Genomic DNA, 12,522 nt, shown 5'->3' on the forward strand with positions numbered 1-12,522 from the left:
CTAGCTCCCTCGGTAAACGGAGTAGCCGAACGGGTTGAGCAGCAGCGGTACGTGGTAGTGCTCCCCGGGCTGCACGGCGAAGGTGATCGCCACCTCGGGGAAGAACACGGCACCGCTGTCCCGACTCGCGGGGGCGTCCTGCTGCGCATCGGCTTGCTTCTTCTCGAAATACGTCTCGACGGCGAAGTCGAGCCGTACGTGTGTCGTCCCTTCCGGCAGGGCCGGGAGGTCCTTGCACCGCCCGTCCGCGTCGGTCGCGGAGCCGCCGAGCGCCTGCCATTCGGCATCGCGGCCACTGCGCGCCGCGAGCTGGATGGCGACGCCCTGTGCGGGGCGGCCGATGCTGGTGTCCAGGATGTGTGTGGACACCGAGGCGGTGGTGCTGGTGCTCATGCTGCGTCAGTCCTCTTCGACGAGTCGGGCGAGCCGGATACGGTTGATCTTGCCCAGCTCGGTGCGGACGATCTCCCGCTCCTGCTCCGGCGAGTTGCCGATCCGCTCCTTGACCGCGTCGCGCATCTGCTCGCCGGTCCGGCCGGTGGCGCAGATGAGGAAGACATGGCCGAACCTGTCCTGGTAGGCCAGGTTCAGTTCGAGCATCTCCGCCTTGAGGTCCTCGGAGGCACCGGCCATGCCGCGCTGCTCCCGCGCCGAGGTCGGGTCGCCCTCCTTGGGGCGGCCGATGGGCGGGTGCCCGGCCATCGCCTCCTCCAGGTCCGCCGTGGTCAGCTCGGCCATGGCGGCGTCACTGGCGGTGTAGAGGTCGTCGACGGTGGGATACGGACGGGCGGCGAGCAGCCGCTTCGCCCATGCCGTGGAGGCGCACGCCTCGTGGAGGACGGCGAAGGCCGCGTGCTCCTCAAGGGCGTTGAACCGGGTAAGGCCCGGCGGCGTGGAAGTCGAAGTCACGGGAGCCTCCGTGGCCGCGAACGGCCTTCGTACTGAACGGGCTTCCGTTAGCTAACGCCCTTCGAAACACCGCGTCAACACTTTGTTGAAAATTCGGGGTTACGAAACCGGCGAAGCCCGGGGTCAGACCCCTTTGTCCCGGTTGAGGTAGTTGTAGACGGTGAAGCGGCTCACCCCGAGCGCGCTCGCCACGGTCTCCACGCCATGCCGTACGGAGAAGGCGCCACGCGCCTCCAATATCCGTACGACCTCCTGCTTGGCCTTGCGGTCCAGGTCGGCCAGCGGCTTGCCCTGCTTGCGCTCCATGGCGGCGAGGATGTGGTCGAGGGAGTCCGCGAGCTGCGGCAGGCGTACGGCGACCACGTCGGCACCCTCCCAGGCGAGCACGACATCGTCGGGGCCGGCCTCGTCGGGCGGGACCATCTCCCCGCCCATGGCGTCGACCAGCGGCTTCACGGCCGTGATGAAGGGCTCGTCCCCCGTGCCGGTCATTTCCCGCCCTCCCCGATCACATTGACCTGGAGCGAGACCCGGGTGGCGCCGGCCGCCAGGGACTTGCGCAGCAGCGTGTCGACAGCGGTGAGCACGGCGTCGGCACCGCCTTCCGCGGTGTTGCCGAACGGGCCGACGTCCACCGCGTCGAGCTCGGCACTCTCGACCACCTCACGGGCCGCGACCGCGTGCGCGGGCGCCTCGTCCAGGTCGAACGGCTCCGTCGTGAACTCCACTCTCAATCGCACGCGCACAACCTAACGCGCGGCACCGACTTGTGCCGACCCCTCTTGACAAGCGGCGACACACGACGGCAATCTTCCATTAAGCAGAAACGAACTTCCGCAATACGGAATCACTCGACACGGAAGGGAGCGCCGGGCCCTATGCCTGCTTTTAAATCGAGCACAGCCGCAGAGCAGCGCTTCAACGTCAACCTGTCGATCCTCTTCACGGAACTCCCGCTCCTGGAGCGCCCCGCGGCCGCCGCCGCGGCGGGCTTCACCGCGGTCGAGCTGTGGTGGCCCTGGGTCGACTCCCCCACCCCCGAGCAGTCCGAGCTCGACGCCCTGAGGAAGGCGATCGAGGACGCGGGCATCCAGCTCACGGGCCTGAACTTCTACGCCGGTCAGCTGCCGGGCCCGGACCGCGGCGCCCTGTCGCTCCCGGGCGAGGAGTCCGAGAAGTTCCGCGCCAACATCGACGTGGCCGCGGACTTCGCCCGGTCCCTGGGCGCCACGGCGCTCAACGCCCTGTACGGCAACCGCGTCGAGGGCGTGGACCCGGCCGAGCAGGACGCGCTCGCGCTGGAGAACCTGGTCCTCGCGGCGCGGGCGGCCGACCGGATCGGCGCGATCCTGCTGATCGAGGCGCTGAACAAGCCCGAGTCGCCGCTCTACCCCCTGGTGTCGGCGCCGGCCGCGGTCGGGATCGTCGACAAGGTCAACGAGGCGACGGGGCTGGACAACGCGCGCTTCCTCATGGACCTCTACCACCTGTCCATGAACGGCGAGGACCTGCCGGCGGTGATCGAGGAGTTCGCCTCGAAGACCGGCCATGTGCAGATCGCCGACAACCCGGGGCGCGGTGCGCCCGGTACGGGCTCACTGCCCCTCGAAGACCTCCTCGACCAGCTGAAGAAGGCGGGTTACGACGGCTGGGTCGGCCTCGAGTACAAGCCGGGCGACCGCCCGAGCGCCGAGGCGTTCGACTGGCTGTCCCACTGACCCCCTCCCCGAAAGGCACCCCATCATGAGCACTCTTCCCAAGATCGCCTGGATCGGCCTCGGCATCATGGGCTCCCCCATGTCCGAGAACCTGATCAAGGCGGGCTACGACGTCACCGGCTTCACCCTGGAACAGGACAAGCTGGACCGCCTGGCCGCCGCCGGGGGCAAGGCCGCCGCCTCGATCGCCGAGGCCGTCAAGGACGCCGACGTGGTCATCACGATGGTGCCCGCCTCCCCGCAGGTCGAGGCCATCGCCTACGGCCCGAACGGCATCCTGGAGAACGCGAAGTCCGGCGCCCTGCTGATCGACATGTCCTCGATCACCCCGCAGACCTCGGTCGACCTCGCGAAGGCGGCCGAGGAGAAGGGCATCCGCGTCCTGGACGCCCCGGTGTCCGGTGGCGAGGCCGGGGCCATCGAGGCCGTGCTGTCCATCATGGTCGGCGGTGAGCAGGCCGACTTCGACAGCGCGAAGCCGATCCTTGAGGCGCTCGGCAAGACCATCGTGCTGTGCGGTCCGCACGGCTCGGGTCAGACCGTGAAGGCCGCCAACCAGCTGATCGTCGCCGTGAACATCCAGGCGTGCGCCGAGGCCGTGGTCTTCCTGGAGAAGTCCGGCGTGGACCTGAAGGCCGCCCTCGACGTCCTCAACGGCGGCCTCGCGGGCTCGACCGTGCTGACGCGCAAGAAGGACAACTTCCTGGAGCGCGACTTCAAGCCGGGCTTCCGCATCGACCTGCACCACAAGGACATGGGCATCGTCACCGACGCCGCCCGCAACGTCGGCGCGGCCCTGCCCGTCGGCGCGGTCGTCGCCCAGCTGGTCGCGTCGCTGCGCGCACAGGGCGACGGCGGACTGGACCACTCCGCACTGCTCCGGGCCGTGGAGCGCCTCTCCGGCGCCCAGGTCTGACCGAAGACCCCGGGCGGCGCCGCCGCTGACACCTGTCCTGTCGCGCCCAAGCGGCGGCGCCGCCCGGAATCACCTTCGACAGAAGGCCGAACATCTTCAACAAAGTGTTGACGTCCAGATCGTCCCAAACCTAGGCTCCACAAAGCGGAAGTTCCTTTCCGAAGCCTCCGCTGACTCTCGTACGGAAGGTCCTTGATGTCGCAGCGCGTGCTCACGACAGAGTCCGGCGCCCCGGTCGCCGACAACCAGAACTCCGCCTCCGCCGGCGCCGGCGGTCCGCTCCTCCTCCAGGACCAGCACCTGCTGGAGAAGCTCGCCCGCTTCAACCGTGAGCGCATCCCGGAGCGCGTGGTGCACGCCCGCGGCTCCGGCGCGTACGGCTACTTCGAGGTGACCGACGACGTCACCGGCTTCACGTACGCCGACTTCCTGAGCAGCGTCGGCAAGCGCACCGAGGTCTTCCTGCGCTTCTCGACCGTGGCCGACTCGCTCGGCGGCGCGGACGCGGTGCGCGACCCGCGCGGCTTCGCGGTCAAGTTCTATACCGAGGAGGGCAATTACGACCTCGTCGGCAACAACACCCCGGTGTTCTTCATCAAGGACCCGATCAAGTTCCCCGACTTCATCCACTCGCAGAAGCGCGACCCGTTCACGGGCAAGCAGGAGCCGGACAACGTCTGGGACTTCTGGGCGCACGCCCCCGAGGCCACGCACCAGATCACCTGGCTGATGGGCGACCGCGGCATCCCGGCGTCGTACCGCCACATGAACGGCTACGGCTCGCACACCTACCAGTGGACGAACGCCGAGGGCGAGGCCTTCTTCGTCAAGTACCACTTCAAGACGAACCAGGGCGTCCGGTCGCTGTCGGCCGAGCAGGGTGCCGAGCTCGCGGGCAAGAACCCCAACTCGCACCAGACGGACCTGCTCCAGGCCATCGAGCGGGGCGTGAACCCGTCCTGGACGCTGCACGTGCAGATCATGCCGGCGGCCGAGGCGGCGGAGTACCGCTTCAACCCGTTCGACCTCACCAAGGTGTGGCCGCACAAGGACTACCCGCTCCAGCGCGTGGGCCGCCTCGTCCTGGACCGCAACCCGGACAACGTCTTCGCCGAGGTCGAGCAGGCCGCGTTCTCCCCGAACAACTTCGTGCCGGGCATCGGCCCGTCGCCGGACAAGATGCTCCAGGGCCGCCTGTTCGCCTACGCGGACGCGCACCGGTACCGCCTGGGCGTCAATCACACCCAGCTGGCCGTCAACGCCCCCAGGGCGACTGTGGCGAGCAACTACGGCCGTGACGGCCTCATGGCCTCCAACTCCCAGGGCCGCGCGGCGAAGAACTACGAGCCGAACTCGTACGACGGCCCCGCCGAGACCGGCCGCCCGCTGTCGGCGCCGCTGGCCCTCCACGGCTACACGGGCACGCACGAGGCCCCGCAGCACACCAAGGACGACGACTTCTTCCAGGCCGGTGAGCTGTACCGCCTGATGTCCGAGGACGAGAAGTCCCGTCTGGTCGCGAACATCGCCGGTGGCCTGTCCCAGGTCTCCCGCGACGACGTGATCGAGAAGAACCTGGCCCACTTCCACGCCGCCGACCCTGAGTACGGCCAGCGCGTGGAGGAGGCGGTCCGCGCCCTGCGCGAGGACTGAGCCTCCCAGCAGAAAAAGCTCCCTGCTCGCGCCCGGAGGCCGAGCGACCCGGATGAGGGGTGGTCCTCGGTACGGGGCACGGGCAGGGTGCGGACCGCGGCGGCGTGCGAGCCAGTGCGGTGGTGAAGGACCGGACCCCCTTCTCGACCTGAGGGAAGGGCGCCCCGGCTCCGTCGCCGCCGCCGCGGTCCCAGTACAGCCGAAGAGCGCCTGATCACGGACGGTCCCGTGGCAGGCGCTCTTCGCCGTCTCCGGGGTGCGTTCCCGGCGTCCGCGCAGGACCCTGGAGCCATGGCACATCCCGCGCACCACCCGCATGTCGTGGTGCACTCGCCGGCCCTGGACGGCTCCCGGCGGGTCACCGCGGACGACCACAACCTCGGCGTCGCCTCCCATCTGGACGACGTCGTGGAACTGCTGCGCCTCGCCGATCTCGACGTGGTCGAGGTCGAGGTGAGCGACATCGTCGAATGGCAGGGCGGCGGCCCGGACGACTGGCCGGGCCTGTCCGAACACCACGAGCGTCCACAGCACTGAGCCCGCCTACGCCACCGGGCGTACGCGGGCTACGGAACCCTCAAATCAACCTCTGAACCCGCCCCCGGGGGCTTCAACCGCCCCTGGGTACGGGCACATTCTCCTCTGCACGGGCCCGCCGGCACGGGGGCGGCGGGCCCCTCGGGGGACACGCTGAAGGGGCGGCCCGACCTCCTGGTCGGTCCGCCCCTTCAGCTGTGAGGCAGTGCGCCCGGTCAGGCCTTGATCGGGATGATCGCGGTGGGCGCGTGCCAGTCCTCGGTCGCGATGTCCTCGAACTCCTTCACCGCGCTGATGTCGGCGGTGGGGCTCATCGCGATGTTGGTCACGCGCTCCAGGATCGCCTCCACGACGACCGGCACCCGGTACTGCGCGGCCAGCTTCTTGGCCTCCTCGAAGGCCGGCAGCAGCTGGTCGGGCTCGGTGACGCGGATGGCCTTGCAGCCGAGGCCCTCGGCGACCTTGACGTGGTCGACGCCGTACACGCCCAGCTCGGGCGAGTTCTGGTTCTCGAACTCCAGGTTGACCTGGAAGTTGATGTCCAGACCGATCTGCGCCTGCCGGATCAGACCCAGGTAGGCGTTGTTCACGAGGACGTGGACGTACGGGATGCGGTGCTGCGCGCCGACCGCCAGCTCCTCGATCATGAACTGGAAGTCGTAGTCACCGGAGAGCGCGACGACCGGGGTCTCCGGGTCCGCGGTGGCCACGCCGAGGGCCGCGGGGATGGTCCAGCCGAGCGGTCCCGCCTGGCCGCAGTTGATCCAGTGGCGCGGCTTGTAGACGTGCAGCATCTGCGCGCCGGCGATCTGAGAGAGGCCGATGGTGGTGACGTAGCGGGTGTCGGGCCCGAACGCCTTGTTCATCTCCTCGTAGACGCGCTGCGGTTTCATCGGGACGTTGTCGAAGTGCGTACGGCGGTGCATCGAACCCTTGCGCTCCAGGTGCGAGGCGACCCAGGCGGAGCGGTCGGGCAGCTTGCCGGCCGCCTTGAGCTCGCGGGCGACCTCGACGAAGAGTTCGAGGGCGGCCTTGGCGTCGGAGGCGATGCCGTAGTCCGGGGCGAAGATCTTGCCGATCTGGGTCGGCTCGATGTCGACATGGACGAACGTGCGGCCCTCGCGGTACACGTCCAGCTTGTAGCCGGTGTGCCGGTTGGCCCAGCGGTTGCCGATGCCGAGGACGAAGTCCGACTCCAGGAACGTGGCGTTGCCGTAGCGGTGGCCGGTCTGCTGGCCGACCATGCCGGCGTTCAGCTCGTGGTCGTCCGGGATGGTGCCCCAGCCCATCAGGGTGGGCACGACCGGGGTGTTGGTGAGCTCGGCGAACTCGACCAGCAGGTCGGAGGCGTCGGCGTTGATGATGCCGCCGCCGGCGACGATCAGCGGACGCTCGGACTCCAGGAGGAAGGACAGGGCCTTCTCGATCTGGGCACGGGTCGCGGCCGGCTTGTAGACCGGGAGCGGCTCGTACGTCTCCGGGTCGAACTCGATCTCGGTCAGCTGGACGTCGATCGGCAGGTCGATGAGGACCGGCCCGGGACGCCCGGAGCGCATGAGGTGGAAGGCCTGCTGGAAGACGCCGGGCACCTGCGCGGCCTCCAGCACGGTGACGGCCATCTTGGTCACCGGCCCCGCGATCGAGGCGATGTCGACGGCCTGGAAGTCCTCTTTGTGGAGCAGGGCGGTCGGAGCCTGGCCGGTGATGCACAGGATCGGGATCGAGTCGCCGATCGCGGAGTACAGACCGGTGATCATGTCGGTGCCGGCCGGGCCGGAGGTGCCGATGCAGACACCGATGTTCCCCGGGTGCGTCCGCGTGTACCCCTCGGCCATGTGCGAGGCGCCCTCGACATGGCGGGCGAGGGTGTGGTCGATCCCGCCGGAGGCCTTGAGCGCCGCGTAGAAGGGGTTGATCGCCGCGCCCGGCACGCCGAACGCGTTGCTGACGCCTTCGCGCTTGAGGATCTCGACTGCCGCGCGGGCAGCGGTCATACGAGCCATTGAGTACTCCTGCTTCGGCTGTCGGACGTGTACTCCCGTCGCGCCCCGCCGTGAGTACTTCCGTAATGCGGAAAGTAATTTCTACTATCTGGAAGCAATGTAGGTGGGGAGGCGGAGGTCGTCAAGAGTCGTCAAGCGACGGACAAGCGGGGGCTTCCTGGAGGACGATGACTCCATGTCCAAGAGCGTGGCGGTGCGCTGCCCGGTCTGCCGGCGCGAGCACGTCTTCACGGCGCCGGAGTATCCGTGTGCCTGCGGCGCGCCCGTGGTGCCGCCGCTGGATCCGCGTGCCCGGGCGACGGCTCTCTCGTACCGCTCCTGGGAGGACGACTGGGTCACCGTGCTGTGCGCCGCCTGCGGCCGCCGGGGCGAGTGGCCGCATCCGGAGCTGGGCTGCCCGTGCGGGACGGTGCTGCGGATCCCGGTCACGGCGGGCGCCCCCGTCGAGCGGGCCGAGCCGACCCCGCGGCGGGCCTTCCAGCCCGTGACGATCCGCACCGCGCGCGACGCGGTCACGGCCGCCGCCCTGTACCTCCGCTGGCTCGGCTACCGCGACATCCGCCGCGCCTGCCAACGCCCACCGAACGGCATCGGCCTGGCCGCCCGCGGCCTCCTGGCCCAGGTCGACCCGACGGTCCGCCCGGCGTCCCTCCGAGACGTGGAATGCCTCTGGCTCACAGCCATGACGGAATCCGCGACCTGCATCTACTTCTCCCTGGCCGGCTACGCCACAGAGGCCCGAGCCGTGGCCGACTCTCTGAGAGTCCCCCTGTTCGTGCTGGACCTGACGGGCACGCCGCAGCCGGTGAACAGTCTGGCGGACGAGTTGGACTCCACGGGGGCGTAGGACGGGGGGCTGGGCGGGGCGGAGGGTGCCGCCCCGGAATCCCTACCGCGCCGCAGCCACCGCCTCCGCCATACTCGCCGAATGCGTATCCGCCCCGCCACGGCCTCCGAACTCCCCGCCCTCCAGGGCATCGAGCGCGCCGCCGGTGCCCCCTTCCGGGGCCTCGGCATGGTGGAGATCGCCGACGCCGAGCCGCCGTCCCTGGACGTCCTGGAGCGGTACCGCCGGGCCGGCCGGGCCTGGGTCGCCCTCGACGGTGACGAGGAACGCCCCGTCGGCTACCTCATCGCCGAGCCCGTCGACGGCGCCCTGCACATCGAGCAGATCTCGGTCCACCCCGACTTCGCGCACCGCCGCATCGGCCGGACCCTCCTCTCGTACGCCGGCGAGCGCGCCCGCGAGGAGGGGCTGAGCGGTCTCACGCTGACCACCTTCACCGAGGTCCCGTGGAACGCCCCGTACTACGAGCGCCTCGGCTTCCGCGTACTGGAAGAGGCCGAGCTCACCCCAGAGCTGCGGAAGATCCGCGCCCATGAGGCGGAGCTCGGCCTCGACCGGTGGCCCAGGGTCTGCATGCGGCGCGACTAGCCCGCCGCGTACCTCTCCCGCAGCTCGATCTTCCGCACCTTGCCGGACACCGTCATCGGGAAGGACTCCAGCACCTGCAACCGGCTCGGCACCTTGTAGTGGGCCAGCCGGCCGTCGCAGAAGGCGCGCAGATCCTCCAGGGTGGGCGGATCCGACGGGTCGCGGGCGATGACACAGGCCAGCACCTCCTCGCCGTAGCGCTCGTGGGGCACGCCGACCACCTGGACGTCGGCGATCTTCGGATGGGCGTAGAGGAACTCCTCGATCTCGCGCGGGTAGATGTTCTCGCCACCCCGGATGATCATGTCCTTGATCCGGCCGACGATCTCGACGTACCCGTCCTCGCGCATCACCGCGAGATCCCCGGTGTGCATCCAGCGCCCGGCGTCGACGGCCTCGGCGGTCTTTGCGGGCTCGTTCCAGTAGCCGAGCATCACGCTGTAGCCGCGGGTGCACAACTCACCGGCGACGCCCCGGGGTTGGGTCACCCCGGCCGGGTCGACGACCTTCACCTCGACGTGCGGCAGGACGCGGCCGACCGTGCCCGTGCGGTGTTCCAGGTCGTCGTCGCGCCGGGTCTGCGTGGAGACCGGCGAGGTCTCCGTCATGCCGTAACAGATCGACACCTCGGCCATGTTCATCTCGCCGACCACTCGCTTCATGACCTCCACGGGACAGGGCGAGCCCGCCATGATCCCGGTGCGCAGCGAGGAGAGGTCGTACGTCGCGAAGTCGGGGAGGTTCAACTCCGCGATGAACATGGTGGGGACGCCGTACAGCGAGGTGCAGCGCTCCCGCTGGACCGCCTCCAGGGTGGCCCTCGGGTCGAAGGAGGGGGCCGGGATCACCATGCAGGCACCGTGGGACGTGGCCGCGAGGTTGCCCATGACCATGCCGAAGCAGTGGTAGAAGGGCACCGGGATGCAGACCCGGTCCTGCTCGGTGTAGGCGATCATCTCGCCCACGAAATAACCGTTGTTGAGGATGTTGTGGTGGGAGAGGGTCGCCCCCTTGGGGAAGCCCGTCGTGCCCGAGGTGTACTGGATGTTGATCGGGTCGTCGCAGGACAGGTCCGGGTACGGCGCCGGCGTCCCGCGTGCGATCAGCGCGTCCCACCCCGGGTCCCCGATGTACACGGTCTCCCTCAACCACGGGCAGCTGCCCCGCACTTCCTCCACCATCGCCCGGTAGTCGCTGGTCTTGTGACCGAGGGAGGCGAACAGGAAGGAGACCCCGGCCTGGTTGAGGACGTACTCGACCTCATGGGTGCGGTACGCCGGGTTGATGTTCACCATGATCGCGCCGATACGGGCGGTGGCGTACTGGACCAGCACCCACTCGGGACAGTTGATCGCCCAGATGCCCACCCGGTCGCCCTTGGCGACACCGCTCGCGAGCAGGGCGTACGCCAACTGGTCGACGTCGGCGGCGAATCGGGCATACGTCCAGCGCCGCCCCGACGGCACGTCCACGAGCGCCTCACGGTCCGGCCAACTCGCCACCGCCCGGTCCAGGTTGGCGCCGATCGTGTCGCCGAGCAGTGCGGTCTCACTGGTTCCATGGCTGTACGAGCTCACCGGAAGTCCTCCTCGCGGTACTCGGCGTCCGAGCCGGCGGCCGTGGCCTCGCGCAGCTCGATCCGGCGGATCTTGCCGGAGACGGTCTTGGGCAGCGGCGCGAACTCCAGGCGGCGGACGCGCTTGTAGGGGGCGAGGACCTGGCGGGAGTGCTCGAACAGCACCTTCGCCGTGTCGGGACCGGGTTCCCAGCCTTCCGCGAGGACGACGTACGCCTTGGGGACCGCCAGCCGCAGCTCGTCCGGCGCGGGCACGACGGCCGCCTCGGCCACCGCCTCGTGCTCCAGCAGGGCGCTCTCCAGCTCGAAGGGGCTGATCTTGTAGTCGGAGGCCTTGAAGACGTCGTCGCTGCGGCCGATGTAGGTCAGGTAGCCGTCCTCGTCGCGTGAGGCGACGTCCCCGGTGCGGTAGTAGCCGCCGGCCATCGCCTCCGCCGTACGGTCGGCGTCGCCGTGGTAGCCGGTCATCAGGCCGACGGGCCGCGTCGAGAGGTCGAGGGCGATCTCGCCCTCGCCGGCGCCGGGCGCGCCGCTCACCGGGTCCAGCAGTTCCACCCGGTATCCGGGGCTCGGCCGTCCCATGGAGCCGGTCTTCAGCGGCTGGCCGGGGCTGTTGGAGACCTGGACGGCCGTCTCGGTCTGTCCGAAGCCGTCCCGGATGGTGACGCCCCAGCCCCTGCGCACCTGCTCGATGACCTCGGGGTTGAGCGGCTCCCCCGCGGCCACCACCTCGCGCGGCGGTGTCCGCAGCTGGGTCAGATCGGCCTGGATGAGCATGCGCCAGACGGTCGGCGGGGCGCAGAAGGTCGTGACGCCCGCGCGGTCCATCTCCGCCATCAGACGGGCCGCGTCGAAGCGCGTGTAGTTGTGGATGAAGACGGTCGCCTCCGCGTTCCACGGCGCGAAGAGGTTGGACCAGGCGTGCTTGGCCCAGCCGGGCGAGGAGATGTTCAGGTGGACGTCGCCGGGTCGCAGACCGATCCAGTACATGGTGGCCAGGTGCCCGATCGGGTACGAGGTGTGGGTGTGCTCGACCAGCTTGGGGCGGGCGGTGGTGCCGGAGGTGAAGTAGAGCATCAGCGGGTCGTCGGCCCGGGTCTCGCCGTCGGGCGTGAACTGCGCGGGCGCCGTGTAGGCGTCCTCGTAGCGCCGCCACCCCTGAGGGGCGCCGCCGACCGCGATCCGGGTGTAGCCGCCGGGTACGTCGTCGAACTTGTCGGTGTCCCCGGCCCGTACGAGCACATGGCGGACCCGGCCGCGCTCGACGCGGTCGCGCAGATCGGCGGGGCCCAGCAGCGGGGTGGCCGGGATGACGACGGCGCGGAGTTTCATCGCCGCGAGGGCCGTCTCCCACAGTTCGGCCTGGTTGCCGAGCATGACGAGGACGCGGTCCTCGGCGCCCACGCCCTGCGCGCGCAGCCAGTTGGCCACGCGGTCCGAGCGCTCGGACAGCTGGGCGAAGGAGAGCCGGATCTCGCCGCCGTCCTCCTCGACGATGTGCAGGGCGGTCCGGTCGTTCCCTTCGGCAATGACGTCGAACCAGTCGAGCGCCCAGTTGAAGCGGTCGGGGCGGGGCCAGCGGAAGCCGTCGTAGGCCTTCGCGTAGTCCTCGCGATGCTGCAACAGGAAGTCCCGCGCGCTGCGGAAGGCGGCCGTCGTCATGTCTTCTCCTCTGTGCCGGACCATTGCCGGGCGGCTCTCTGCCATCGTGTAATCCGTGATGCAGGTCTCACTACCCCCGAACGGGGGTGTGCGCTGCAGCGAAGGGACGAACG

The 12,522-nt window shown here is 69.7% G+C and carries 13 protein-coding genes; 6 read left to right on the top strand and 7 right to left on the bottom strand.

The window, feature by feature from the left end:
* The 4 genes from uraH to ACFY0U_RS06265 all read right to left on the bottom strand — a co-directional run bounded on the left by uraH (position 1) and on the right by ACFY0U_RS06265 (position 1,649).
* Positions 1–393, bottom strand: coding sequence for a hydroxyisourate hydrolase (gene uraH / locus ACFY0U_RS06250; RefSeq protein ID WP_388631002.1), 393 nt, complete (start codon positions 391–393; stop codon positions 1–3).
* A 6-nt stretch (positions 394–399) separates the two neighbouring features.
* A complete protein-coding gene (uraD, locus tag ACFY0U_RS06255; RefSeq protein WP_388631005.1) occupies positions 400–909 on the bottom strand; it encodes a 2-oxo-4-hydroxy-4-carboxy-5-ureidoimidazoline decarboxylase in 510 nt (169 codons plus the stop codon).
* Positions 910–1,032: 123 nt separating this feature from the next.
* The gene (locus tag ACFY0U_RS06260; RefSeq protein WP_361514653.1) at positions 1,033–1,401 is read right to left on the bottom strand and encodes a helix-turn-helix domain-containing protein; all 369 of its coding nucleotides are present in this window, start codon (positions 1,399–1,401) and stop codon (positions 1,033–1,035) included.
* Positions 1,398–1,649, bottom strand: coding sequence for a hypothetical protein (locus tag ACFY0U_RS06265; RefSeq protein ID WP_388631009.1), 252 nt, complete (start codon positions 1,647–1,649; stop codon positions 1,398–1,400). Before ACFY0U_RS06265 ends, ACFY0U_RS06260 begins: the two co-directional genes overlap by 4 nt.
* Before the next feature lie 138 nt (positions 1,650–1,787).
* Between ACFY0U_RS06265 and ACFY0U_RS06270 the strand changes: the two genes are divergently transcribed.
* The 4 genes from ACFY0U_RS06270 to ACFY0U_RS06285 all read left to right on the top strand — a co-directional run bounded on the left by ACFY0U_RS06270 (position 1,788) and on the right by ACFY0U_RS06285 (position 5,733).
* Entirely contained in the window at positions 1,788–2,627 is an 840-nt protein-coding gene (locus tag ACFY0U_RS06270; protein WP_388631012.1) for a TIM barrel protein, read from the top strand.
* Positions 2,628–2,652: 25 nt separating this feature from the next.
* Complete coding sequence (locus ACFY0U_RS06275; RefSeq protein ID WP_388631015.1) at positions 2,653–3,543, top strand: 2-hydroxy-3-oxopropionate reductase; 891 nt, start codon at positions 2,653–2,655, stop codon at positions 3,541–3,543.
* 195 nt (positions 3,544–3,738) lie between these two features.
* Positions 3,739–5,196, top strand: a complete 1,458-nt coding sequence (locus ACFY0U_RS06280; protein ID WP_388631017.1) for a catalase — start codon at positions 3,739–3,741, stop codon at positions 5,194–5,196.
* Between the two features lie 291 nt (positions 5,197–5,487).
* The gene (locus ACFY0U_RS06285) at positions 5,488–5,733 is read left to right on the top strand and encodes a hypothetical protein (protein WP_388631019.1); all 246 of its coding nucleotides are present in this window, start codon (positions 5,488–5,490) and stop codon (positions 5,731–5,733) included.
* A 215-nt stretch (positions 5,734–5,948) separates the two neighbouring features.
* Here ACFY0U_RS06285 and gcl read toward each other — a convergent pair whose 3' ends face one another.
* Positions 5,949–7,736, bottom strand: a complete 1,788-nt coding sequence (gcl, locus tag ACFY0U_RS06290) for a glyoxylate carboligase (RefSeq protein WP_388631022.1) — start codon at positions 7,734–7,736, stop codon at positions 5,949–5,951.
* Between the two features lie 175 nt (positions 7,737–7,911).
* On the opposite strand from gcl, the gene ACFY0U_RS06295 reads away from it, so the two are divergent.
* The gene (locus ACFY0U_RS06295; RefSeq protein ID WP_388631025.1) at positions 7,912–8,583 is read left to right on the top strand and encodes a hypothetical protein; all 672 of its coding nucleotides are present in this window, start codon (positions 7,912–7,914) and stop codon (positions 8,581–8,583) included.
* Between the two features lie 81 nt (positions 8,584–8,664).
* Complete coding sequence (locus tag ACFY0U_RS06300; protein WP_388631028.1) at positions 8,665–9,171, top strand: GNAT family N-acetyltransferase; 507 nt, start codon at positions 8,665–8,667, stop codon at positions 9,169–9,171.
* Here the strand turns inward: ACFY0U_RS06300 and ACFY0U_RS06305 are convergent.
* Both ACFY0U_RS06305 and ACFY0U_RS06310 read right to left on the bottom strand, forming a co-directional pair.
* Positions 9,168–10,748: an AMP-binding protein gene (locus ACFY0U_RS06305; protein WP_388631031.1), complete on the bottom strand. Its 1,581-nt coding sequence runs from the start codon at positions 10,746–10,748 to the stop codon at positions 9,168–9,170. The genes ACFY0U_RS06300 and ACFY0U_RS06305 overlap by 4 nt on opposite strands.
* Positions 10,745–12,409 carry an AMP-binding protein gene (locus ACFY0U_RS06310; protein ID WP_388631034.1) on the bottom strand — a complete coding sequence of 555 codons (1,665 nt, stop codon included), beginning with the start codon at positions 12,407–12,409 and terminating at the stop codon, positions 10,745–10,747. Before ACFY0U_RS06310 ends, ACFY0U_RS06305 begins: the two co-directional genes overlap by 4 nt.
* Positions 12,410–12,522: the final 113 nt, after the last annotated feature.

It is taken from the genome of Streptomyces sp. NPDC001536 (assembly GCF_042894505.1).
GTDB lineage: Bacteria > Actinomycetota > Actinomycetes > Streptomycetales > Streptomycetaceae > Streptomyces.

What these genes read in the sequence shown, in the direction of transcription:
- uraH (WP_388631002.1), bottom strand. Translation starts at nt 393, where the DNA reads ATGAGCACCAGCACCACCGCCTCGGTGTCCACACACATCCTGGACACC.
- ACFY0U_RS06260 (WP_361514653.1), bottom strand. Translation starts at nt 1,401, where the DNA reads ATGACCGGCACGGGGGACGAGCCCTTCATCACGGCCGTGAAGCCGCTG.
- ACFY0U_RS06270 (WP_388631012.1), top strand. Translation starts at nt 1,788, where the DNA reads ATGCCTGCTTTTAAATCGAGCACAGCCGCAGAGCAGCGCTTCAACGTC.
- ACFY0U_RS06275 (WP_388631015.1), top strand. Translation starts at nt 2,653, where the DNA reads ATGAGCACTCTTCCCAAGATCGCCTGGATCGGCCTCGGCATCATGGGC.
- ACFY0U_RS06280 (WP_388631017.1), top strand. Translation starts at nt 3,739, where the DNA reads ATGTCGCAGCGCGTGCTCACGACAGAGTCCGGCGCCCCGGTCGCCGAC.
- ACFY0U_RS06285 (WP_388631019.1), top strand. Translation starts at nt 5,488, where the DNA reads ATGGCACATCCCGCGCACCACCCGCATGTCGTGGTGCACTCGCCGGCC.
- gcl (WP_388631022.1), bottom strand. Translation starts at nt 7,736, where the DNA reads ATGGCTCGTATGACCGCTGCCCGCGCGGCAGTCGAGATCCTCAAGCGC.
- ACFY0U_RS06295 (WP_388631025.1), top strand. Translation starts at nt 7,912, where the DNA reads ATGTCCAAGAGCGTGGCGGTGCGCTGCCCGGTCTGCCGGCGCGAGCAC.
- ACFY0U_RS06300 (WP_388631028.1), top strand. Translation starts at nt 8,665, where the DNA reads ATGCGTATCCGCCCCGCCACGGCCTCCGAACTCCCCGCCCTCCAGGGC.
- ACFY0U_RS06310 (WP_388631034.1), bottom strand. Translation starts at nt 12,409, where the DNA reads ATGACGACGGCCGCCTTCCGCAGCGCGCGGGACTTCCTGTTGCAGCAT.